Genomic DNA, 22,630 nt, shown 5'->3' on the forward strand with positions numbered 1-22,630 from the left:
AAGCGCGCCCGACACTCCCCGTGCCGGACCTCGATCGATGCGTGCGCAACGATGCTTGCCGCGCGATGCGGCCCGCTCGAGCGGTGCGGCTCGGTGCGCCGCGATCAGTCGTGCGTCGATGCCATGTACGACGGCTGGGCCTGCGCGGGGCCGTCCCCTGCCGGCACTTTCGAACGGCTCGCCTCCTGGATCAGCTTGCCGACGGTCGGATCGATCGCATCGGTGAACGGCTTCGGATCGATGCCGACCGCCAGCACGATCAGCGCGAGCGACGCGAACATCACGATCTCGCGACGATTCAGGTCGGCGAGCTTCGCGACCCGCTGGCTCGAGACCTTGCCGAACACCACGCGCTTGAGCATCCATAGCGTGTACGACGCGCTGAGGATCAGCGTGAGCGCCGCGATCGCGCCGATCCAGAAGTTGAAGCGGATCGCGCCCATGATCACCATGAACTCGCCGACGAACCCCGACGTGCCCGGCAGGCCGACGTTGGCCATCGCGAACAGCAGCGTGAAGGTCGCGAAACGCGGCATCACGCCCGCCACGCCGCCGTACGCGGCGATCTCGCGCTGCCGGGTGCGATCGACGAGCACGTTCACGCACAACAGCATCGCGCCCGCCACGAAGCCGTACGACACGAGCTGCACGATCGCGCCTTCGACGCCGATCCGGTTGAACAGGAACAGCCCGAGCGTGACGATCCCCATGTGCGCGACCGTCGAATACGCGAGCAGCTTGCCGAGATCGGTCTGCGCGAGCGCGATCAGGCTCGCATAGACGATCGCGAACAGCGACAGCGCGATCACGGCCGGCGCGAAGAAGTGGCTCGCATCGGGCGTGATCGGTAGCGCAAAGCGCAGGAACCCGTAACCGCCGAGCTTGAGCATCGCGAGCATCAGCGCGGCGCCGGTCGGGCCGTCCGTGTACACGTCGCTCAGCCACGTGTGGACCGGCCACATCGGCACCTTGACCGCGAATGCGGCGAAGAAGCCGAGGAACACCAGCAACTGCGGCGCGAAGCCGAGCTGCAGCGTGCGCCACACGGCCATGTCGAACGTATGCGACTGCGCGTACAGGTACAGCATCGCCATCAGCAGCAACAGCGAGCCGGTGAACGAGATGAAGAAGAACTTCACGGCCGCATAGACGCGGCGCTCGCGCCCCCACGTGCCGATCAGCAGGTACAGCGGAATCAGCGTCGCCTCGAAGAAGATGAAGAACAGCAGCCCGTCCTGCGCGGCGAACACGCCGACCATCAGCCCCGACAGGATCAGGAACGACGCGTAGTACTGCGCGACGCGCACCGTGACCGATTCCCACGACGCCACCACCACGACGAGCGTCGTGAATGCGGTCAGCACGACCAGCCACAGCGACGCGCCGTCGATGCCGACCCGCCATCCGGCGTTGAATGCCGCCAGCCAGTCGCGTCTTTCGACGAACTGCATCATCGCGGAATGCGCATCGAAGCCGGCAATCAGCGGGACGACGGCCGCCAGCCCGGCAATCGCGCCGACCAGCGCGATCAGTCGTATCCGGCGCGAATGCTGGTCGGAACCGGCGCGCAGCAGCACCGCGCCGAACAGGATCGGAACCCAGATGGCCAGGCTCAGGAAGGGAAAGTCGTGCATGTCAACAAGGCCTTGAGGAGGTCGCGCCTTGCATCGGGGAAAGGCGCAACGAAAGGAACGAAATCAAATCGACAGGTAGATTTCGTGAATCGCCAATGTTGGCAAAATGTAAAGCGGCGTCATCGGAAAACTTGACGCCGCTCAAACGCGATCGGGTTTACCAGCATAAGGCGATTGATTGTTTTCTGCAGCGCAGCAGAACGTTATTTTTCGGTGTCGGCGTAGTTCGCTGATTTTTATGAGTAATTTTTTGTAGTGCTCGATGCGCTGCGTTGCGCAAATCGACGCGGCGCCGCATTTTGATGGCAATCGGTCAGGTCGAAGGGTCGGAACAAGAGAGCTGACAGGCGGCGGTGCAGCGATTGTCTGGTCCTCGTTTCCTTACACAGATACTTTCATTTTTATTTCCGTTGATGTCGCGTGCCTTCGCACCGCCTCTTTCACTCGGCTAGCCGCAAACGCCGATAACCCAAGCGGTTCCCTACGGGTCTCGTCATCGCACGATAGTGATCGTGCCGTACGGGAGCCGTGGACCGTCGCATGCCGATACACGAGCAGGTGTGCGTAACGTGCGTGGCTGTCGACCAACCGGCCGATAGGTCGATGAGGCAGAATGACGGGAACGGAATGCGGGTTTGCCGAGCGCATTGCCTTGAGTCGCATCCGACGATCCGCGATATGTAGCGCATGACGCCGCTCAGGTCGAACTCATCGCTCGATTGAGCGTACCGACGATGCGCGCCCGAGGACGAGATCCGTCGAGCATCGATGCCCGACGCACGACGGGCCGAAAAAGAAAAAGCCCCGCAAGTCCGAGAACTTGCAGGGCTTTGTCACCGCTTTTGGCGGAGACGGAGGGATTCGAACCCTCGATCCAGGTTTTGGCCCAGATGCTCCCTTAGCAGGGGAGTGCCTTCGACCTCTCGGCCACGTCTCCCAAACCTTCGCTCGCACCAGGGAGGCAGTGCGACGAGAACAAGATCATATAGGGTTTGGAGCCGTTGGTCAATTTCCATGATGCATTTTCTTCAATGCATCACGAAAAAATTCACGATGCCTGGTCGAGTTCGAATACCTTGTGCAGCGCGCGGACAGCCAGCTCCATGTATTTCTCGTCGATCAGCACCGAAATCTTGATCTCGGACGTCGAGATCATCTGGATGTTGATGCCCTCTTCCGACAGCGTGCGGAACATCTTGCTCGCGACGCCCACGTGCGAACGCATGCCGACGCCGACGACCGACACCTTCGACACCTTCGGGTCGCCCTGCACGCGCTCCGCGCTCACATGGCCCTGCACCTGGTTGGTGAGGATGTCCATCGCCTTCTGGTAGTCGCCGCGGCCGACCGTGAACGTGAAGTCGGTCTTGCCTTCGACGCTCTGGTTCTGGATGATCATGTCGACGTCGACGTTCGCATCGGCTACCGGGCCGAGGATCTGATATGCGATGCCGGGCTTGTCGGGCACGCCCATCACCGCAATGCGTGCTTCGTCGCGCTGAAACGCGATGCCGGAAATGACTGCCTTTTCCATGGTCTCGTCTTCTTCAAAAGTAATCAGGGTGCCCGAGCGCATTTCTTCGTCGAGCGCAATCAGCGGATCGGTCAGGCTCGACAGCACACGCGTCTTCACCTGGTATTTGCCGGCGAATTCGACCGAGCGGATCTGCAGGACCTTCGAGCCGAGGCTGGCCATTTCCAGCATCTCCTCGAACGTCACGCGATCGAGGCGGCGCGCCTCTTCGACGACACGCGGATCGGTCGTGTAGACACCGTCGACGTCGGTATAGATCAGGCACTCTTCGGCACCCAGCGCAGCCGCCACCGCCACCGCCGACGTGTCCGAGCCGCCCCGGCCCAGCGTCGTGATGTGGCCGTCCGGATCGACGCCCTGGAAACCCGTGATGATCACGACCTTGCCTGCGTTCAGATCGGCCTTCACGCGCTCGTCGTCGATCGAGTGAATGCGCGCTTTCGTGTACGCGTTGTCGGTCTTGATCGGTACCTGCCAGCCTGCATAGCTCACGGCCTCGACGCCGATTTCCTGCAGCGCGATCGACAGCAGGCCGACGCTGACCTGCTCGCCGGTCGACGCGATCATGTCGAGCTCGCGCGGGCTCGGCTGGCTCGAAATCTCTTTCGCAAGACCGAGCAGACGGTTGGTTTCGCCGGACATCGCCGAGGGCACGACCACCATCTGGTGCCCGGCCTGATGCCATTTTGCGACGCGTTTCGCGACGTTCTTGATGCGCTCGACCGAGCCCATCGAAGTGCCGCCGTATTTATGTACGATGAGTGCCATTGTCGTTCTGAACTGGAGGAGAAACCGCACGGGCGCGCTGAGCAGGCCGCATGGCCGTTCGGTCACGCGGCTTGTGGCTGTGGACGGACGACGAGGGGGGCGGCTGGGATGCAACACGCAAGCGTGACGGATTTTGCCCGGAAGGCCGATCAGGCCGCGCAAACCGGGTACGTCACGCGGAAAACCTGCACAAAACGCTCAAAAATCGAGCCGAGCAAACGACCGAGCGTACCCGATAGAAGCCCACTTGACAAGCCGGGCGCCCTGTCGGCGGCCGTTCCGGCGCTGTTTACCAAATGGTGAAAAAGGGCACGCCATCGCGCCGTGGGCAACGCGCCGCCGCTAGGCGATCAGCAGGTCGGGACGCCATTCGATCTGGCGCCATGCGGCGGCGCCGGGCGCCGCGTCGTCAGGCACGTCGATGTCGCGATTGACGCCCAGCCGCGGCACGTAGATCAGCCGCTCGCCCGCGAACAGCAGCGGCACGTCGCGCTGCCAGGCGGGCACGCCGCGCTCCTGGAACAGGTTCTTCAGCGTCCGGCCCGGCCCGCCCGGCGACGTACGCATCCGTTCGCCGCCGGCCCGGGCGCGCGCCGCCAGTCGCGCGCCGCGCAGCAGCCCTTCCGGCACCGCATCGGCGCTGCCCGCGTCGGCCGGCGCGAACACGAACGTGCCGCGCCATCCCGGCAGGCGCCACACTTCCTGTCCGTCCCATGCGAGCGCCGCCTCCGGTCGCGGCGTCCCCGTGCCGTCGTCGGCCGGTTCGCTGCTGTCGCCCGCTTCCCAATAGACGACATCGCGATAGAGCCGCAGACACTGCCCCGCGTGATCGAGGCGCAGCGCATGCGCGTCGTGCGCCGCGCGCAGTTGCCGCATCATGTTGGCAAGCCGGGCAGCCGAGGCGCCCGGCAAACCGAGCCGACGCATCCAGAAGCGCAGCAGGTTCGCGCCTCGCGTGTCGTCGAACGCGACCAGCGCGTCGCGCGACAGCGCCTGACCGTCGTCGCGCACGGCGACGGCGAAATCCAGCTCCGCCAGATCGTCGAGCAGCCGCTGAGCGGCCGCCGCATGCTGGGCCGCGCGACCGAGCGCATCGCGAAAACCCGGGAAATGCACGGCCAGCGCCGGCAGCACGTCGATGCGCAGCGCATTGCGCGCATAGCGCGTATCGCCGTTGGATTCGTCGTCGATCCACGCGAGCGCGCGCTGCTTCGCATAGCGCTCAAGTTGTGCGCGCAACAATCGCAGCAATGGACGCACACGTTCGGTGCTCGTGCCGTCGGGGCGATAACGCGGCGCCATCGCGGCAAGCCCCGCGATCCCGGCACCGCGCAACAGTTGCAGCAGCACGGTCTCGGCCTGGTCGTCCGCATGCTGCGCGACCCACAGCGCCGCCACACCGTGGCGCTCGCCCATCTCGTCGAGCGCCGCGTAGCGACGCTCGCGCGCCGTCGCCTCGATTCCGAGCCCGCTGTCGCGCGGCACGTCGACGTGCATCGATTCGAATACGACACCGAGCCGTGCCGCTTCCGCTTCGGCATGCGCGACCCATGCGTCGGCGTTCGCGCTCAGGCCGTGATGCACGTGCAGCGCGACGCAGCGCGATGCACCCGCGACGCGCACGGCCGCATCGAGCAGCACCGTCGAATCGAGGCCGCCGCTGTAGGCGATTGCGATGCGCGCATCCGGCGGCAGGCCGGAAAGCGCAACGCCGACCGCGTCGAGTACGACGCGGTCGGCGGAGAATTCGGTGGGCGGGATCACGAGCGGGATGCGCGCACGGCGGCGCGCGAATTGAATACGCAGCCGGTCATGCGCCGGGCGTGGTTTCCTTGTACTTGCCGTAGGCCATCAGGCGCTCGAAGCGGCGCTCGCGCAGCGCATCGATGCTCATGCCCTGGAACTGGCGCAGCGAATCGGCCAGCGCACGGCGCAGCAGCGCGGCCATGCCCTTCGGATCGCGATGCGCGCCGCCGAGCGGCTCGTTGATGATCTTGTCGATCAGGCCGAGCGCCTTCAGGCGGTGCGCGGTCAGGCCCAGCGCTTCCGCGGCTTCCGGCGCCTTCGCGGCGCTCTTCCACAGGATCGACGCGCAGCCTTCCGGCGAGATCACCGAGTAAGTCGAGAACTGCAGCATCATCACGGTGTCGGCCACGGCGATCGCGAGCGCGCCGCCCGAACCGCCCTCGCCGATCACCGTCGTGATGATCGGCGTCTTCAGCTCGGCCATCACGTACAGGTTGCGGCCGATCGCCTCCGACTGGCCGCGCTCTTCCGCGCCGATGCCCGGGTACGCGCCCGGCGTGTCGACGAACGTGAAGATCGGCAGCCCGAACTTCTCGGCCAGACGCATCAGGCGTTCGGCCTTGCGATACCCTTCCGGACGCGGCATCCCGAAGTTGCGCGCGGCGCGTTCCTTCGTGTCGCGGCCCTTCTGGTGACCGATCACCATGCAAGGATGGCCGCCGAAGCGTGCGAGACCGCCGACGATCGACAGGTCGTCCGCGAACGCGCGGTCGCCATGCAGTTCGTGAAAATCGGTAAACAGTTCCGCAACGTAGTCGAGCGTGTACGGCCGCTGCGGGTGCCGCGCGATCTGCGAAACCTGCCACGGCGACAGGTTCGCGTAGAGGTCTTTCGTCAGTTGCTGGCTTTTCTTCGACAGCCGCTCGATTTCTTCCGAAATATCGACAGCCGAGTCGTCCTGCACGAATCGCAGCTCTTCGATCTTGGCCTCGAGTTCGGCGATCGGCTGTTCGAAATCCAGAAACGTGGTCTTCATGTGTTCGAATCCTTGGGTCTTACGGCAGCGCGTATTCTACCCGCGCGGGCGACACTCAAAACCGGCTCTCAACTATTGATGTTCAAAACCCGATAGCCGACACTCAGGCGTCGGTGTCGGGCGCATCGAGGCTGCGCCACATGTACCAGGTCGCGACGGTGCGCCACGGCTCCCAGTTGGCCGCGACCTCGCGCGCCTCGCTGCGCGTGACGGGTTCCCCGCTGAAGTAATTGACGCTGATCGCGCGGATGAGGCCCGGGTCGTCGAGCGGCAGCACGTCCGGCCGCGACAGGTTGAAGATCAGGAACATCTCGGCCGTCCAGCGGCTGATGCCGCGGATCTGCGTGAGTTCCGCGATCACGTCCTCGTCGTCCATCGACGTCCATTTGTCGACGTGCAGCGCCCCCGACACGAAATGCTGCGCGAGATCGAGAATGTATTCCGTCTTGCGCTTCGACAATCCGCACGCGATCAGCTTGTCCGCGCCGAGGCGGATCACCGGTTGCGGCGCGAGTTTCGGACAGGCGTCCTCGATGCGCGCCCACAGCGACTGGGCGGACGGCACCGAAATCTGCTGACCGACGACCGAGCGCGCGAGCGTGACGAACGGGTCGCCGCGCTTCACGAGATGCGCGGGGCCGAACTTCGGAATCAGTTTCTTCAGGATCCGGTCGCGCTTGACGAGGTCCGCGCACGCCTTGTCCCAATAGGCAGGACGCACGACGACCTCCTCGCCGTCCGCTTCGGACACACGTGTCTTGCGGGCCGCGTCGGCGGCCGGCAACGCGGCCGCGGGCGGCGCATGACCGTTGAGCGCGCCGTTCGGCGCGGCGCGCGTCGCGTCCGCCTTCGTCGCCGGTACGCGCTTGGCTGCCGGACGCGCGGCGACCGAGGTCGCGCGCCTGACCGGCGCTTTTCTGGCCGTTGCCATCTTGCCTCCTACCTGACGGATCGGTCAGTGGAATGCGCCGCGCTCATACGCGACGCCATTCGGTCGATCCGCCCGGTTTGTCTTCAAGTGCGATGCCGGCTTCGAGCAATTCCGCCCGGATCCGGTCCGCTTCGGCATAGTCCTTCGCTTGCTTCGCCGCGACGCGCGCGGCGATCTTCGCGTCGATCTCGTCGGCAGCGAGCCCGCCCGCCTGCGCGGCGCCCGACGCCTGCTGCAGGAACGCGCGCGGTTCGCGGCCCAGCAGGCCGAGCAGGCCCGCCAGTTGTTTCAGTTGCCGCGCGAGCGACGCATCGCGCGAGCGGTTGACTTCGCCCGCCAGTTCGAATAGCGTCGCCACCGCGACCGGCGTGTTGAAATCGTCGTTCATCGCGGCCGCGAAACGCTGCGCGTGCGGCTCGTTCCAGTCGAGCGCGAGCGTATCGGCGTCGACGTCCTTCAGCGCGGTGTACAGACGCGTGAGCGACGCGCGCGCATCGTCGAGATGCACGTCGCTGTAATTGAGCGGCGAACGGTAGTGCGTGCGCACGATGAAGAAGCGCATGACTTCCGCGTCGTAACGCTCGAGCACTTCGCGGATCGTGAAGAAGTTGCCGAGCGATTTCGACATCTTCTCGTTGTCGACCTGCACGAAGCCGTTGTGCATCCAGTAGTTGACGAACGTCTGGCCGGTCGCGCCTTCGCTCTGCGCGATCTCGTTCTCGTGGTGCGGGAATTGCAGATCCTGCCCGCCGCCGTGGATGTCGAAGTGATTACCGAGCAGCGTGCAGCCCATCGCCGAGCACTCGATGTGCCAGCCCGGGCGACCCATCCCGTACTTCGACGCCCACGACGCGCCTTCCGGATCTTCCGGCTTCGCGCGCTTCCACAGCACGAAGTCGAGCGGATCTTCCTTCGCGTCGTTCGCGGCGACGCGCTCGCCCGCGCGCAGATCGTCGAGCGACTTGCCCGACAGCTTCCCGTAGTTCGCGAACTTGCGCACCGAGTAATTGACGTCGCCGTCGCGCGCCTGGTACGCGTAGCCGTTCGTCTCGAGCGACTCGATCATGCCGAGCATCTGCGGGATGAACTGCGTCGCGCGCGGCTCGATGTCGGGCCGCTGGATGCCGAGCGCGGCTTCATCCTCGTGCATCGCGCCGATGAAGCGGTCGGTCAGCGACTTGATCGTCTCGCCGTTCTCGACCGCACGGCGGATGATCTTGTCCTCGATGTCGGTGATGTTGCGCACATACGTGACCCGATAGCCGATCGCACGCAGCCAGCGCTGGACGAGGTCGAACACGACCAGCATGCGCGCGTGGCCCACGTGACAATAGTCGTAGACGGTGATCCCGCATACGTACATCCGCACTTCGCCGGACTGGCGCGGCACGAAAACTTGCTTGTCACGCGCGAGCGTGTTGTAGATGCGCAGTGATTCCATAGAGATGAACCGTGAGCCGAAGGAAACCGCCCTGGCGAAGCTCGCCCAGCATGTGAAACGGACGGACCGTCTGCCGCGGCGCCAGGCCGCGCGTCCTCGATATCACATGGGGCGGTCAGGCTGCAAGCACAGCGGTGACGGCCACGAGAGGCTAAGAAAGACTGTCTGACGCTCGCCGGAACGCGCAGACGTTTTGTTAGAATGGGTCGGAGTATAACATTCCGATTTACGCCTATGAAACCTCATCACGGCCGCGCGCGAAGCGCTGCGACCCTCGTTGCGACTACCGTGATGGGCGTCGCGCTGACGCTCTTCGCGGCCCCCGCGGCGCATGCGCAGAAAGCCCCGGCCACCGCCGACGGCACCCCCGAAATCGACTCGTCCATCGCCGGCAAGCAGTGGAAGCAGGCGCTCGCGCAGCTCGACGCGCGCATCGCGTCGAATCCGCACGACGTGCAGGCGCAGTTCAAGCGCGGCACCGTGCTGGCCCGCCTGAACCGCGACGACGACGCGATCCAGCAGTTCGTCGCGATCACGCAGGCGTACCCCGAACTGCCCGAGCCGTACAACAATCTCGCGGCGCTCTACGCGAAGCACGGCCGCTATGACGAAGCGCGCACCGCGCTCGTCACCGCGACGCAATCGAATCCGGGCTACTCGCTCGCGTACGAGAACCTCGGCGATCTCTACCTGCGGCTCGCGGCCGAATCGTACAAGCGCGCGCAATCGCTCGGCCGCACGAGCGGCGCGACCGCGCAACGCCTCGCCGATCTCCAGAAGATCGTGTCGCCGTCGAAGGCCGCGCCGAATGCCCGCGCGGTCGCGCCGGCCACGCGCGACTACACCGACCGCGCAGCCGCGAACGTGAGCACCACCACGCTGCCGATGTCGCCGACGTTCCAGTTCAGCGGACCGTCGGGCGCACTGGCGGCGCCGTACGTCGCGCCGCCGTCGCAATAAGCGGCGCGGCCCCTTTTCCCTCCCAACCTGAGGATCGCAATGAAACGTCTGTTGCTGGCGCTTGGCGGCGCCGCCCTTCTCGCGACCGCGCCCGCGTTCGCGCAAACGGCCACCGCGCACCCCGTCGTGCAGCTGAAGACCTCGCAGGGCGACATCCGCGTCGAGCTCTATCCGGAGAAGGCGCCGAAGTCGGTTGCCAACTTCCTCGATTACGTGAAGTCCGGCCAGTACAACGGCACGATCTTCCATCGCGTGATCAAGGGCTTCATGATCCAGGGCGGCGGCTACAAGACCAACTTCGAGGAGAAGCCGACCCGCGCGCCGATCCCGCTGGAGAGCCGCAATGGTCTGAAGAACCTGACGGGCACGATCGCGATGGCGCGCACCAGCGACCCGAATTCGGCCACCGCTCAGTTCTTCATCAACACGGTCGACAACAGCGGCCTCGACTACCCGAACCCGGACGGCAACGGCTATGCGGTGTTCGGCAAGGTCGTGTCGGGTCTCGACGTCGTGAAGAAGATCGAAGGCGTGGCGACGACCTCGCGCGGTCCGATGCAGGACGTGCCGGCCCAGCCGGTCCTGATCGAATCGGCCAGCATCGTCTCGAAGTAAGAACCTGCCGGCACGTCCGGCGCCTCACGCGGCCGCGTCGCACGACCGGCCGCGTGCCATTTAAACCGCCTCATCGAAGGAATTCATCATGGTTGAACTGCATACGAACCACGGCGTGATCAAGCTCGAACTCGACGCCGAGAAGGCACCGAAGACGGTCGAGAACTTCCTGAACTACGTGAAGAAGGGCCATTACGACGGTACCGTGTTCCATCGCGTGATCAACGGCTTCATGATCCAGGGCGGCGGCTTCGAGCCGGGCCTGAAGCAGAAGCCGACCGACGCGCCGATCGACAACGAAGCGAACAACGGCCTGAAGAACGACAACTACACGGTCGCGATGGCGCGCACCAACGATCCGCACTCGGCGACCGCCCAGTTCTTCATCAACGTGAACGACAACGACTTCCTGAACCACTCGTCGCCGACGCCGCAGGGCTGGGGCTACGCGGTGTTCGGCAAGGTCGTCGAAGGCCAGGACGTGGTCGACAAGATCAAGGGCGTCAAGACGGGCAACGCCGGCTTCCATCAGGACGTGCCGGCCGACGACGTCGTGATCGAAAAGGCCGTGGTGGTCTGACCCACCCGCCGTTACGGAGGCACTTCGATGTTGCAGGAGAGTCCGCCGCGAAGCGTCTCCGCGGGCGTGCCGGGCGAGCGCGAGTACGCGCAAGCCGCACGCCCGTTCCTGTTTCTCTCCGATCTGCATCTGAGCGAAGCGATTCCCAAGACGGTCGCCGCGTTCGAGCATTTCGTGAAATACACCGCCGACAGCGCCGATTCGGTGTTCATCCTCGGCGACCTGTTCGAATACTGGATCGGCGACGACATCCTCGACGACGATCCGTTCGCCGCGCGCATGGCCGCGCTGATGCACACGTTCTCGGAACGCGGCATCGCGCTCTACGTGATGCACGGCAATCGCGATTTCCTGCTCGGCCGGCGCTTCATGAAGGCCGCCGGCGCGATGCTGCTGCCCGATCCTTCGCTGATCACGGCGTTCGGCCAACGCATCGTGCTCGCGCACGGCGACGCGCAATGCACAGCCGACCGCGGCTACCAGGTGTTCCGTCGCTTCGCGCGCAACCGCGTCGCGCAATGGCTGTTTCTCGCGTGGCCGCTCCGCTGGCGCCGCGCACTCGCGCAGCGCATGCGCTCGACCAGCGAAGCGGGCCGCATGCGCCCTGCTTCGGCCATCTACGACGTCACGCGCGAAGGCGTGGCCGCGCTGTTCCGGAAAAGCCGCGCGAGCGTGATCATTCACGGCCACACGCACCGCCCCGCGTGTCACGCGGAAGCGGGTGGGATCCGCTGGGTGCTGCCCGATTGGGATCTCGATCACGGCACGCCGCGCGGCGGCTACCTGCGCGTCGATGCGGAAGGCATCCATGCGATGCCGCTCGACTGACGCCGCCGCGCCGACCAGCAGCCGTCGGCGCCCTGCTCGTTCGTTACATCTGGCGTTCGACCGTCTTGCCTTCCAGCACCGCGGACAGCCTGCGCAGGTCGAGGCGCGCCGCGTCGGCGCCCTGCAGCGTTTCCAGATGCGTGCCGAGCCGCTCGAGCGCGGCGACAATTTCATCGACGCGGCGGCTTTCCTTCGCCGCGTGATCGATCAACCCGTGAATCGCGAGCGACATCGGATCGTCGGCATTCGGCGTGATCCCGTACGCGCAGAACGCCGCCCGCTCGGGCTGCGGCTTCGGCTGCGCCGGCATCACGATGCGCGCCGGATTGCCGACCGCCGTGCCGCCCGCCGGCACCGGCTTGACGACCACCGCGTTCGAGCCGATCTTCGCGCCCGCGCCGACCGTGAAACCGCCGAGCACCTTCGCGCCGGCGCCGACGATCACGCCGGCCTCGAGCGTCGGGTGGCGCTTCGCGCCGCGCGTGAGCGACGTGCCGCCCAGCGTCACGCCCTGGTAGATCGTGCAGTCGTCGCCGATGATCGCCGTCTCGCCGATCACGACACCCATGCCGTGATCGATGAACACGCGCCGGCCGATCGTCGCGCCGGGGTGGATCTCGATCCCGGTCAGGAATCGGCCGGCCTGCGACGCGAACCGCGCGAGCCAGTAGCGTTTCGCGCGCCAGCATGCGTGCGCGAAACGGTGCAGCACGAGCGCATGCAGCCCCGGATAACAGGTCAGCACTTCCCATGCACTGCGAGCGGCGGGATCCCGCTCGCGAATCGTTGCAACGTCTTCGCGCAGTCTCGTGAACATGATGTGATCTGGGAAAAGGCCGGCGCGCATCGCCGGCAATGCCGGCCGTTATCGCGCCGGGTCATTTGCTTATGACGTCCGGCGATTGTAGGGCCAGTCGCGCGCGGCCGCACGCGGTCGCATGTTCACCCCGCCGCCGGCGCGGGTATTCGCCGGGACGCATGCTGGGGCGGGGTTTCCGGGGGCGGTCAGACGATAGCCGGACGCGGCGCTTAGGGCTGGTCAACGCGTGACGAGCCGACCAAACGACGCATCCGTCGGGCCGGAGCGCCGACCCCTTACGCGTCGTCGCCCGGCTTGCCCGATTTCAGCAGGATGTGCTTCGCGACGCCGCGCAGGATGTTGACCTCCTCGCGCTCGAGGCCCGTGCGCGCGAACAGGCGCCGCAGCCGCGACATCAGCTTCTTCGGATTGCGTGGATCGAGGAAGTCGAGCGCGATCAGTGCGTTCTCGAGGTGCACGTACATCCCCTCGATCTCGTCGCTCCGCGCGAGCGTGCCGACTTCGGCCTGCGGCTGCGCCGACGGCTCGCTCGCCTGCTCGAGAAACGCGACGCGCAACTCGTACGCGAGCACCTGCACGGCCTGCGCGAGATTCAGCGAACTGTAGGCCGGATTGGCCGGAATGTGCGCGAGCGCGCTGCACTGCTCGACATGCTCGTTCGCGAGACCGGTGCGCTCGTTGCCGAACACGAGTGCGATGTCGCCCGTGCCGACCTGCGCGCTCGCCTGCGCGGCGGCCGCGCGCGGCGCGAGGCGCGGCGGCCCGTATTCGCGCGTGCGCGCGGTCAGCGCGATCGACCAGTGAACGCCGGACAGCGCTTCGCCGAGCGTCGGCACGACGTGCGCGGACGCGAGGACGTCGTCCGCGCCGCTGGCCATCGCGATCGCCTCCGGGTCGCTCTGCACGTGCGGCACGCGCGGCGCGACCAGCACGAGGCGCGAGAAGCCCATCGTCTTCAGCGCGCGGGCGGCCGCCCCGACGTTGCCGGGATGGCTCGGCTCGACGAGCACGAAGCGAGTGGACGTGAAGCCGCCGGACGGCGGCGAGGACGAGGCCGCGCCCGATTCGGACGGCGCGGCGGTGTTCTGCGAGGTTTCCACTACGATACGACTCGGTTCATCAGAATGGCCGTATGGTATCGCCATCGCCCCCGCAAACCCACTCGTCCGGACGGCCAGTGGGGGTTTCCCCGCATGCCGGTCGCCTGAAACCGGCGAAAATCGGGTAAAATCATGCCTTTACGCGTTGCGCACCGCGCAGCGCGGGTCGTACCCCGCTCTTTGTCAATTCGCGTCTCACCTCGCCCCGGCACGCTTGCGCCGTTCCGGGCGGTTGTCCCACTTCGTGGCGGCCCGTGCCGCCGGCTACAGGATCCAGGCTCATGCATCCCATGCTCAACATTGCTGTCAAGGCTGCGCGCCGCGCCGGACAGATCATCAATCGTGCGTCCCTCGATCTCGACCTGATCGAGATCCGCAAGAAGCAGCAGAACGACTTCGTCACCGAAGTGGACAAGGCCGCCGAAGACGCGATCATCGAGACGCTGAAGACCGCCTACCCCGACCACGCGATCCTCGCGGAGGAATCGGGCGCATCGGAGAACGAATCCGAATTCAAGTGGATCATCGATCCGCTCGACGGCACGACCAACTTCATCCACGGCTTCCCGTACTACTGCGTATCGATCGCGCTCGAGCACAAGGGCGTCGTCACGCAGGCCGTCGTCTACGATCCGAACAAGAACGACCTGTTCACGGCCACCCGCGGCCGCGGCGCGTACCTGAACGACCGCCGCATCCGCGTGGGCCGCCGCGACCGTCTGTCGGACGCGCTGGTCGGCACGGGCTTCCCGTTCCGCGAGAAGGACGGCCTCGACGCATACGCGCGCCTCTTCACCGAGATGACGCAGGCCTGCACGGGCCTGCGCCGCCCGGGCGCGGCGGCGCTCGATCTCGCGAACGTCGCGGCCGGCCGCCTCGACGCATTCTTCGAGCAAGGCATCAACGTGTGGGACATGGCGGCGGGCAGCCTGCTGATCACCGAGGCCGGCGGCCTCGTCGGCAACTACACGGGCGACGCCGATTTCCTGCATCGCCACGAGATCGTCGCCGCGAACCCGAAGATCTACGCGCAGATGATCCCGATCCTGAACCGCTACAGCCGCGTGCATCCGGCAGCGGAGTAAGCCCGGGCCGCGCCCGCGTGGCGCGGCTTTCGCGCAAACCGCTCGCGCGGCGTCGTCACGACGGCGCGACGATCGCCCGAAACGCGGGAAAATCTTCCGTGCACACGGGTCGCTTCGTGCGCCTATCCTGAAGTTGCTCGCGTTGCCCGTACGGATCGGCGTGCTGCCGCCCGCACCGCTGGTCCCGCAACGACAGCGCATGGTTTGCGTCCGGCATGCCCGCGCGGCGAACGACGCCGCCGGCATGCCGGCCCGCCTGTATCAACACCGCCACGGCGCCGTGGCAATCGCATCCGAGTCCCCATGTTACGGCTAAGCGAAATTAAACTCCCCCTCGATCACCCCGACAGCGCGCTCGAGGCCGCGATTCGCGCGCGCCTCGCGGAGCTCGGCGTGGCGGAAGACGGGCTGCTCCGTTACTCCGTGTTCCGCCGCGCGCACGACGCGCGCAAGCGCGCCGACATCAAGCTTACGTATATCGTCGACGTCGAAGTCGACGACGAAGCAGCCGCGCTCGAGCGCATCGCCGGCAAGCCGCATTGCGGCGTGACGCCCGACATGACGTACCACTTCGTCACCAAGGCGCCCGAACACGCCGATTTCCTGCGCCCGGTCGTCATCGGCATGGGGCCGTGCGGGCTGTTCGCAGGGCTGATCCTCGCGCAGATGGGGTTCCGTCCCATCATCCTCGAACGCGGCAAGGCCGTGCGCGAGCGCACCAAGGACACCTTCGGCCTGTGGCGCAAGAGCGTGCTCAATCCCGAATCCAACGTGCAGTTCGGCGAAGGCGGCGCGGGGACGTTTTCCGACGGCAAGCTGTACAGCCAGATCAAGGATCCCAACCACTATGGCCGCAAGGTGCTGGACGAATTCGTCAAGGCCGGCGCACCCGAGGACATCCTGTATCTGAGCCGGCCGCACATCGGCACGTTCCGACTCGTCAGCATGGTGGAAAAAATGCGCGCGTCGATCCACGAACTCGGCGGCGAAGTGCGTTTCGAAACCCGCGTCGACGACGTCGAAATCGACCAGGGCAAGGTACGCGCGCTCAAGCTGTCGAACGGGGAAACGCTGCGGTGCGACCGCGTGGTACTGGCCGTGGGCCACAGCGCGCGCGACACGTTCCAGATGCTGCACGACCGCGGCGTCTACATCGAAGCCAAGCCGTTCTCGCTGGGTTTTCGCATCGAGCATCCGCAGGGGCTGATCGATCGCAGCCGCTTCGGCAAGTTCGCGGGCCACAAGCAGCTCGGCGCGGCCGACTACAAGGTGGTCCACCACGCAAGCAACGGGCGCGCCGTCTACAGCTTCTGCATGTGCCCGGGCGGCACGGTGGTCGCCGCGACCTCGGAGCCCGGCCGCGTGGTCACCAACGGGATGAGCCAGTATTCCCGCGCCGAGCGCAATGCGAATGCGGGCATCGTCGTCGGCATCACGCCGGACGACTATCCGGGCGGCCCGCTCGCCGGCATCGCGTTCCAGCGCAAATGGGAAGAACGCGCGTTCGAACTCGGCGGCGGCGATTACCGCGCGCCGGGCCAACTGGTCGGCGATTTCATCGCGGGCCGGCCGTCGACGTCGCTGGGCGCCGTGGAGCCGTCGTACAAACCCGGCGTGAATCCGACCGATCTCAGCACCGCGCTGCCGGACTACGTGATTGAAGCGATTCGCGAAGCCCTGCCCGAGATCGACAAGAAAATCGCCGGCTTCGCGATGCACGATGCCGTGCTCACCGGCGTGGAAACGCGCACGTCGTCGCCGATCCGGATTCGGCGCAAGGACGACTACCAGAGCATGAACGTCGAAGGCCTGTATCCGGCCGGCGAAGGCGCCGGGTATGCGGGCGGTATCTATTCGGCGGCGATCGACGGGATCGAGGTCGCGCAGGCGGTGGCGCTCAGTCTGACGTCGACGCACGCGTCCTGATCTGCGATACGGGGCCGGCGCGCGAAGGTCCGTGACCCGAGCGCGCCGGCTTTCGCGTGTCCGCCGCGCCCATGCGCGTCATCGACGCCCAGCCATTGCGCGCTTTCGGCGTTCCCGTCAAAACACGCCTGGAATCAACCGGTACCGGACCTTCGTCTTGTACGCACGATAATCCGCGTCTTCCGACAGCACCCGCTCTTCCATTCTGATTCGCCCGATCTGCAACAGCATCCAGACGCCGATCGTGAGAGCGTTTCGGGTACTGAAGTTCGAGAGCAGAAAACCGATTTCGGACAGCAGGTAACCGACATAGATCGGGTGACGCATGAACCGGTACGCACCCGTCGAGACGACTCCGCGATTGGCTGGCAGCAGGCCGAACGAGCGCCCCAGCGACAGCTTCGCGAATAGTTGCCACGCAATCCCGCAAATTTGCCAGGTGCCTCCGGCCCACTCCGGAATCAGTTGCGTACTGGCGGTCAGTTGGTAGGCGAGGCAATAGAACGACCCGCCAAGAGAAAAGCACACCGCGACGGGGTGCCAGTCGCGTCGCGTCGGCAATTTCGCAAAAGCCGACATGCCGACGGTCAGTACCGCGGAGACCAGCAGCAGGATCAGCGTGATCCGGCTCGGATCCGATCGCCACGACATATAAATCAGATAAGCAAACACGCCCAGCACGGTTACCGACAACACGCGTGCGCCAAGCTCGATCAGATCGATCCGCTCCGATTCATCTGCGCCCCCTCCAGCGGGCAGCGCCGCGGTACTTTGCGAGCATGCGCCCGCCGCTTCTCCTATGGCCTGCTTCATGTTCGTGCCCCGTTATTTATTGCGTTTTTATATATTGCCGTTTCAGGCTAGCACGCGCATTCCATTTAAACGTATTTAAGTTTCGGTTTTGCGGGGTTGATTGGTGTAAGTCCCGAGAGCATCGGCAAATGGTAGAGCCGACCCACGTTCGGACTCGCGACCGACGTGCCGCTCAATCAGTTTGATGGCGCCGGGCGCCCAACGCTGCGAGAGCAGTTCGGCAAAGTCGGGCCCTTTGCGGGTGGGCAATCGGGTGAGTACGTCCGTCAAATCTCGACTGTGCGCCATCGCCAACAACTGGCCGAATGGCGAACTTCGCGCGTACACGTCGAAGCCACTGGTAAACTCGGGCAACCCAAGCAACAACTTCATGCCTGACCTATGACCACGCTGTCGCCCGAGGCCTTTGCCGGCCATACCCCGATGATGCAGCAATACCTGCGCATCAAGGCCGATCATCCGGACACGCTCGTCTTCTACCGGATGGGCGACTTCTACGAGCTGTTCTTCGAGGATGCGGAAAAAGCGGCACGTCTGCTCGACCTGACCCTCACGCAGCGCGGCGCGTCGGCCGGCACGCCGATCAAGATGGCCGGCGTCCCGCATCACGCGGTCGAACAGTATCTGGCGAAGCTCGTGAAAATGGGCGAATCGGTCGCGATCTGCGAGCAGATCGGCGATCCGGCCACGTCGAAGGGCCCGGTCGAGCGCAAGGTCGTGCGCGTCGTCACGCCCGGCACGCTGACCGATGCCGCACTGCTGTCCGACAAGAACGACGTCTACCTGCTCGCGATGTGCACCGGCCACAACAAGCGCGGTGTCGCGGTCAATATCGGCCTCGCGTGGCTGAACCTCGCGAGCGGCGCGTTGCGGCTCGCCGAAATCGAGCCCGAGCAGCTTGCCGCCGCGCTCGAACGCATCCGGCCGGCCGAAATCCTGACGCCGGACGGCGCAACCGATGCCATTCCCGCCGGCGTGGGTGCGAGCAAGCGCGTGCCGGCCTGGCACTTCGACATCGCGTCGGGCACGCAGCGCCTGTGCGACCAGCTGGACGTCGCGAGCCTCGACGGTTTCGGCGCGCATTCGCTGACGAGCGCATGCGGCGCGGCCGGCGCGCTGCTGCTCTACGCGGCGGCCACGCAAGGCCAGCAACTGCGGCACGTGCGCAGCCTGAAGGTCGAGAACGAAACCGAATACATCGGCCTCGATCCGGCTACGCGCCGCAACCTCGAACTGACCGAGACGCTGCGCGGCACCGAGTCGCCCACGCTGTATTCGCTGCTCGACACCTGCTGCACGACGATGGGCAGCCGCCTGCTGCGCCACTGGCTGCATCACCCGCCGCGCGCCTCCGTTGCCGCGCAGTCGCGCCAACAGGCGATCGGCGCGCTGCTGGACGCACCGGCCAACGCGAGCCTCGATGCGTTGCGCAGCGCGCTGCGCCAGATCGCCGACGTCGAACGGATCACCGGACGTCTCGCACTGCTGTCCGCGCGCCCGCGCGACCTGTCGAGCCTGCGCGACACGTTCGCCGCGCTGCCGGCACTGCGCGAGCGCATCGGCGCGATCGTCGCGAACGCGGATGCCCTCGCGCGCGTCGATGCAGCGCTCGCGCCACCCGCCGAATGCCTCGACCTGCTGACGAACGCGATCGCGACCGAGCCGGCCGCGATGGTGCGCGACGGCGGCGTGATCGCGCGCGGCTACGATGCCGAGCTCGACGAGCTGCGCGACATTTCGGAGAACTGCGGGCAGTTCCTGATCGATCTCGAAGCGCGCGAGCGCGCGCGTACCGGCATCGCGAACCTGCGCGTCGAATACAACAAGGTGCACGGCTTCTACATCGAGGTCACGCGCGGCCAGACCGACAAGGTGCCCGACGATTACCGCCGCCGCCAGACGCTGAAGAACGCCGAACGCTACATCACGCCGGAACTGAAGACCTTCGAGGACAAGGCGCTGTCCGCACAGGAGCGCGCGTTGGCGCGCGAGCGCGCGCTGTACGACTCGGTGTTGCAGGCGCTGCTGCCGTTCATCCCGGAGTGCCAGCGCGTCGCATCGGCCCTCGCCGAACTCGACCTGCTGGCCGCCTTCGCCGAACGCGCTCGCGCGCTCGACTGGGTCGCGCCGACCTTCACCGACGAGATCGGCATCGAAATCGAGCAGGGTCGTCATCCGGTCGTCGAAGCGCAGGTCGAGCAGTTCATCGCGAACGACTGCCGGTTCGGCACCGAGCGCAAACTGCTGCTGATCACCGGGCCGAACATGGGCGGTAAGTCCACGTTCATGCGGCAGACCGCGCTGATCGCGCTGATGGCGTACGTGGGCAGCTACGTGCCGGCGAAATCGGCGTGCTTCGGCCCGATCGACCGGATCTTCACGCGCATCGGCGCGGCCGACGATCTCGCGGGCGGCCGCTCGACCTTCATGGTCGAGATGACCGAAGCCGCGGCGATCCTCAACGACGCGACGCCGCAAAGCCTCGTGCTGATGGACGAGATCGGCCGCGGCACGTCGACCTTCGACGGCCTCGCGCTCGCCTGGGCCATCGCGCGCCACCTGCTGGCGCACAACGCGTGCTACACGCTGTTCGCGACGCACTACTTCGAGCTGACGCAACTGCCGGCCGAATTCCCGCAGGCGGCCAACGTCCACCTGTCGGCCGTCGAGCACGGCCACGGGATCGTGTTCCTGCACGCGGTCAACGAAGGCCCGGCGAACCAGAGCTATGGCCTTCAGGTCGCGCAGCTCGCAGGCGTCCCGGCGCCCGTGATCCGCGCCGCGCGCAAGCACCTCGCGTACCTCGAACAGCAGTCGGCATCCCAGCACACGCCGCAACTCGACCTCTTCAGCGCGCCGCCGGCGGCCATCGACGATCTCGAATGCGCGGACGCGCCGGCGCTGCCCGACGCGCCGCATCCGGCGCTCGAGAAACTACGCGACATCGATCCCGACGATCTCAAGCCGCGCGAGGCGCTCGACCTGCTGTACGAACTGCGCACGCTGGTCCGGTCGCACGATGCCGACGGGCACGCGTAAGCGCATTGCGCGGGGCCTGCCGGCCCGCGCCGCCGCCGCGCTCGCCGCGACACTGCTTGCGCTGGCGCAGGCCGGTGCGCTGGCCGCGCCGCCCAAGCGCAGTGCCGCGCCCTACTCGTTCGCGGTCGTGTCGGGCGTCATCAATGGGCCGTCTGACGAACCGGCCGCGCAGCGGCTGCTCGATGCGATCGCACGCGAGCGCAACCTCGCGTTCGTCGTCTACGCGGGCGACATCAAAGGTTCGAAGGAAGCATGCCGCGACACGCTGTATTCGCAGCGCGGCGCGATCCTGGATTCGGCGCGCGTGCCGCTCGTGTTCATTCCCGGGCACGACGACTGGATCGCGTGCAACACCGCGGCCGGCGGCGGGTACGATCCGGTCGAGCGGCTCGATTTCCTGCGACAGACACTGCTCGCCGACTCGGCGCTGCCCGACCCCGGTGCACTGCAGATTACGCGGGAGAGCGAAGTCGCACGGTTCCGGCCATATCGCGAGAACGCGCGCTGGATGCGCGACGACATCGTCTACGTCGCACTCAACGCGCCGGCGCCGAACAACCATTATTCGACGGCGGGCGGCCGCAACGGCGAATTCGAGGACCGCATCATCGCGAACGGCTTCTGGATCGACCATACGGCCGAATATGCGAAGCGGCGCGAAGCGCGCGCGATGGTCGTGATTTTCGAGGGCGATCCGCAGTTCGAACGCTACGAACGCTCGGAGCGCTTCGCGTGGCTGCGTTTCAACCGGCCGCGCGTACGCGACGGCTTCCGTGAACTGAAACGAACATTGGTGAAGGCGGCGGCGACGTTCCGCGGCCCGATACTGGTGATGCACGCGAGCGGCGAACCGCTGGCGAACGGCTTTCTGATCGACCGTCCGCTGCATGCCGACGACGGTGAGTTGGTAGGAAACGTGACGCGCGTTGCGATCGGACCGCGCAATCCGGCGAATCAGTGGGTCAAGGTGACCGTCTCGCCGGCGCGGCAGACGATCTTCAACGTGAGCCTGCAGGAGGTGCCGAAGAACCTGCCGGTACCGCCCACGCTGCCGCTCGTGCCGCGCGACGACGTGCCGCTGCCGCAGATGCCGGAAATCCCCGCGCTGCCGGCGCTGCCCGACTCGTCGTCGGTCGCGCCGCCGTTGCAGGGCGACGGCGCCGCACCAGGCGGCGCGTCGTGGCCGGCACCGCCCCCCGCATCAGGGCCGGCGCCGGGCCTGCCGGCAAGCTCAGTGCAGGGTACGCCCTGACGGCGCTTCGCCGTCCTCGTCGTCATCCTCGTCGACGATCTCCAGCCCTTCCGCGCCATGCGCGTGCTCGTGCTCGATTTCGTCTTCGGTGGCTTCGCGCACGTCCTTCACGGTCAGCGCGAAACGCAGCGCCATGCCCGCCAGCGGGTGATTGCCGTCGAGCACGACCTTGTCTTCGGCGATATCGGTGACCGTATAGATCAGCGAGTCGACTTCCTCGTCAGCGTCTTCCGGCGTGCCTTCGAACTGCATGCCCACTTCGAGCGGCTCGGGAAAACGATCGCGCGGCTCGATCTTCACGAGCTCGGGATCGTAGTCGCCGAACGCGTCCTCCGGCTCGAGCTGGATCTGCGCCTGGTAGCCCGCCTCGTGCCCGTCGAGCTGTTCCTCGATCTTGGGGAACGTGCCATCATAGCCGCCGTGCAGATAGACCATCGGCTCGTCGCTTTCCTCGATCAGATTGCCCTGTGTGTCCGACAGCTTGTAAGTGACCGATACGACGGTGTTTTTTGCGATCTTCAT

General features: G+C 66.2%; 19 protein-coding genes and 1 tRNA gene. 8 read left to right on the plus strand and 12 right to left on the minus strand.

Going from position 1 to position 22,630, the window contains the following annotated elements; translation table 11 throughout:
* Positions 1-104 precede the first annotated feature (104 nt).
* The 7 genes from CFB46_RS14885 to cysS form a co-directional block, all read right to left on the minus strand.
* Entirely contained in the window at positions 105-1,634 is a 1,530-nt protein-coding gene (locus CFB46_RS14885; protein ID WP_027784814.1) for a complex I subunit 4 family protein, read from the minus strand.
* Positions 1,635-2,477: 843 nt separating this feature from the next.
* Positions 2,478-2,571, minus strand: a tRNA-Ser gene (locus tag CFB46_RS14890).
* 111 nt (positions 2,572-2,682) lie between these two features.
* Positions 2,683-3,936, minus strand: coding sequence for an aspartate kinase (locus tag CFB46_RS14895; RefSeq protein ID WP_027784815.1), 1,254 nt, complete (start codon positions 3,934-3,936; stop codon positions 2,683-2,685).
* Between the two features lie 342 nt (positions 3,937-4,278).
* Entirely contained in the window at positions 4,279-5,700 is a 1,422-nt protein-coding gene (tilS, locus tag CFB46_RS14905; protein WP_027784816.1) for a tRNA lysidine(34) synthetase TilS, read from the minus strand.
* A gap of 46 nt (positions 5,701-5,746) precedes the next feature.
* Positions 5,747-6,718 carry an acetyl-CoA carboxylase carboxyltransferase subunit alpha gene (locus CFB46_RS14910; RefSeq protein WP_027784817.1) on the minus strand — a complete coding sequence of 324 codons (972 nt, stop codon included), beginning with the start codon at positions 6,716-6,718 and terminating at the stop codon, positions 5,747-5,749.
* 103 nt (positions 6,719-6,821) lie between these two features.
* Complete coding sequence (locus tag CFB46_RS14915; RefSeq protein WP_027784818.1) at positions 6,822-7,649, minus strand: DNA-3-methyladenine glycosylase family protein; 828 nt, start codon at positions 7,647-7,649, stop codon at positions 6,822-6,824.
* 43 nt (positions 7,650-7,692) lie between these two features.
* Positions 7,693-9,090: a cysteine--tRNA ligase gene (cysS, locus tag CFB46_RS14920; RefSeq protein ID WP_027784819.1), complete on the minus strand. Its 1,398-nt coding sequence runs from the start codon at positions 9,088-9,090 to the stop codon at positions 7,693-7,695.
* A 234-nt stretch (positions 9,091-9,324) separates the two neighbouring features.
* Here cysS and CFB46_RS14925 point away from each other — a divergent pair, with 234 nt between their 5' ends.
* From CFB46_RS14925 to CFB46_RS14940, 4 genes are all read left to right on the plus strand, one after another.
* A complete protein-coding gene (locus tag CFB46_RS14925) occupies positions 9,325-10,050 on the plus strand; it encodes a tetratricopeptide repeat protein (RefSeq protein WP_027784820.1) in 726 nt (241 codons plus the stop codon).
* A gap of 39 nt (positions 10,051-10,089) precedes the next feature.
* Entirely contained in the window at positions 10,090-10,665 is a 576-nt protein-coding gene (locus tag CFB46_RS14930; RefSeq protein ID WP_027784821.1) for a peptidylprolyl isomerase, read from the plus strand.
* Positions 10,666-10,753: 88 nt separating this feature from the next.
* On the plus strand, positions 10,754-11,245 hold the full coding sequence (locus CFB46_RS14935; RefSeq protein WP_027784822.1) for a peptidylprolyl isomerase: 492 nt from the start codon (positions 10,754-10,756) through the stop codon (positions 11,243-11,245).
* A 27-nt stretch (positions 11,246-11,272) separates the two neighbouring features.
* Complete coding sequence (locus tag CFB46_RS14940) at positions 11,273-12,073, plus strand: UDP-2,3-diacylglucosamine diphosphatase (RefSeq protein WP_027784823.1); 801 nt, start codon at positions 11,273-11,275, stop codon at positions 12,071-12,073.
* A gap of 43 nt (positions 12,074-12,116) precedes the next feature.
* On the opposite strand, the gene cysE is transcribed toward CFB46_RS14940, so the two are convergent.
* Positions 12,117-12,890, minus strand: coding sequence for a serine O-acetyltransferase (gene cysE, locus CFB46_RS14945; protein WP_027784824.1), 774 nt, complete (start codon positions 12,888-12,890; stop codon positions 12,117-12,119).
* A 278-nt stretch (positions 12,891-13,168) separates the two neighbouring features.
* Complete coding sequence (locus tag CFB46_RS14950; protein ID WP_027784825.1) at positions 13,169-13,993, minus strand: RNA methyltransferase; 825 nt, start codon at positions 13,991-13,993, stop codon at positions 13,169-13,171.
* 281 nt (positions 13,994-14,274) lie between these two features.
* Here CFB46_RS14950 and CFB46_RS14955 point away from each other — a divergent pair, with 281 nt between their 5' ends.
* Positions 14,275-15,078: an inositol monophosphatase family protein gene (locus tag CFB46_RS14955; RefSeq protein WP_027784826.1), complete on the plus strand. Its 804-nt coding sequence runs from the start codon at positions 14,275-14,277 to the stop codon at positions 15,076-15,078.
* A gap of 303 nt (positions 15,079-15,381) precedes the next feature.
* Positions 15,382-17,004 (plus strand): NAD(P)/FAD-dependent oxidoreductase, encoded by a 1,623-nt coding sequence (locus tag CFB46_RS14965; protein ID WP_089500312.1) that lies wholly within the window; start codon positions 15,382-15,384, stop codon positions 17,002-17,004.
* Between the two features lie 117 nt (positions 17,005-17,121).
* Here the strand turns inward: CFB46_RS14965 and CFB46_RS14970 are convergent, their stop codons facing one another.
* The gene (locus CFB46_RS14970) at positions 17,122-17,817 is read right to left on the minus strand and encodes a methyltransferase family protein (RefSeq protein ID WP_034185426.1); all 696 of its coding nucleotides are present in this window, start codon (positions 17,815-17,817) and stop codon (positions 17,122-17,124) included.
* Between the two features lie 75 nt (positions 17,818-17,892).
* Positions 17,893-18,189 carry a hypothetical protein gene (locus tag CFB46_RS35290; protein WP_143751619.1) on the minus strand — a complete coding sequence of 99 codons (297 nt, stop codon included), beginning with the start codon at positions 18,187-18,189 and terminating at the stop codon, positions 17,893-17,895.
* 9 nt (positions 18,190-18,198) lie between these two features.
* Between CFB46_RS35290 and mutS the strand changes: the two genes are divergently transcribed.
* Both mutS and CFB46_RS14980 read left to right on the plus strand, forming a co-directional pair.
* Complete coding sequence (gene mutS / locus CFB46_RS14975) at positions 18,199-20,856, plus strand: DNA mismatch repair protein MutS (protein ID WP_027784830.1); 2,658 nt, start codon at positions 18,199-18,201, stop codon at positions 20,854-20,856.
* On the plus strand, positions 20,837-22,108 hold the full coding sequence (locus CFB46_RS14980; protein WP_152777306.1) for a hypothetical protein: 1,272 nt from the start codon (positions 20,837-20,839) through the stop codon (positions 22,106-22,108). The genes mutS and CFB46_RS14980 overlap by 20 nt, the downstream gene beginning before the upstream one ends.
* Here CFB46_RS14980 and CFB46_RS14985 read toward each other — a convergent pair.
* On the minus strand, positions 22,088-22,630 hold the full coding sequence (locus tag CFB46_RS14985) for an FKBP-type peptidyl-prolyl cis-trans isomerase (protein WP_027784832.1): 543 nt from the start codon (positions 22,628-22,630) through the stop codon (positions 22,088-22,090). The two genes, CFB46_RS14980 and CFB46_RS14985, sit on opposite strands and share 21 nt — an antisense overlap.

It is taken from the genome of Burkholderia sp. HI2761, from assembly GCF_002223355.1.
GTDB lineage: Bacteria > Pseudomonadota > Gammaproteobacteria > Burkholderiales > Burkholderiaceae > Burkholderia.

Bases quoted from the DNA above. Each gene is read 5' to 3' on its own strand.
- cysE (WP_027784824.1), bottom strand. From the start codon at position 12,890: ATGTTCACGAGACTGCGCGAAGACGTTGCAACGATTCGCGAGCGGGAT.
- cysS (WP_027784819.1), bottom strand. From the start codon at position 9,090: ATGGAATCACTGCGCATCTACAACACGCTCGCGCGTGACAAGCAAGTT.
- CFB46_RS14940 (WP_027784823.1), top strand. From the start codon at position 11,273: ATGTTGCAGGAGAGTCCGCCGCGAAGCGTCTCCGCGGGCGTGCCGGGC.
- CFB46_RS14915 (WP_027784818.1), bottom strand. From the start codon at position 7,649: ATGGCAACGGCCAGAAAAGCGCCGGTCAGGCGCGCGACCTCGGTCGCC.
- CFB46_RS14935 (WP_027784822.1), top strand. From the start codon at position 10,754: ATGGTTGAACTGCATACGAACCACGGCGTGATCAAGCTCGAACTCGAC.
- CFB46_RS14885 (WP_027784814.1), bottom strand. From the start codon at position 1,634: ATGCACGACTTTCCCTTCCTGAGCCTGGCCATCTGGGTTCCGATCCTG.
- CFB46_RS14895 (WP_027784815.1), bottom strand. From the start codon at position 3,936: ATGGCACTCATCGTACATAAATACGGCGGCACTTCGATGGGCTCGGTC.
- CFB46_RS14980 (WP_152777306.1), top strand. From the start codon at position 20,837: ATGCCGACGGGCACGCGTAAGCGCATTGCGCGGGGCCTGCCGGCCCGC.
- CFB46_RS14985 (WP_027784832.1), bottom strand. From the start codon at position 22,630: ATGAAGATCGCAAAAAACACCGTCGTATCGGTCACTTACAAGCTGTCG.
- CFB46_RS14965 (WP_089500312.1), top strand. From the start codon at position 15,382: ATGTTACGGCTAAGCGAAATTAAACTCCCCCTCGATCACCCCGACAGC.
- CFB46_RS14955 (WP_027784826.1), top strand. From the start codon at position 14,275: ATGCATCCCATGCTCAACATTGCTGTCAAGGCTGCGCGCCGCGCCGGA.
- mutS (WP_027784830.1), top strand. From the start codon at position 18,199: ATGACCACGCTGTCGCCCGAGGCCTTTGCCGGCCATACCCCGATGATG.
- CFB46_RS14925 (WP_027784820.1), top strand. From the start codon at position 9,325: ATGAAACCTCATCACGGCCGCGCGCGAAGCGCTGCGACCCTCGTTGCG.
- CFB46_RS35290 (WP_143751619.1), bottom strand. From the start codon at position 18,189: ATGAAGTTGTTGCTTGGGTTGCCCGAGTTTACCAGTGGCTTCGACGTG.
- CFB46_RS14970 (WP_034185426.1), bottom strand. From the start codon at position 17,817: ATGAAGCAGGCCATAGGAGAAGCGGCGGGCGCATGCTCGCAAAGTACC.
- CFB46_RS14930 (WP_027784821.1), top strand. From the start codon at position 10,090: ATGAAACGTCTGTTGCTGGCGCTTGGCGGCGCCGCCCTTCTCGCGACC.
- CFB46_RS14910 (WP_027784817.1), bottom strand. From the start codon at position 6,718: ATGAAGACCACGTTTCTGGATTTCGAACAGCCGATCGCCGAACTCGAG.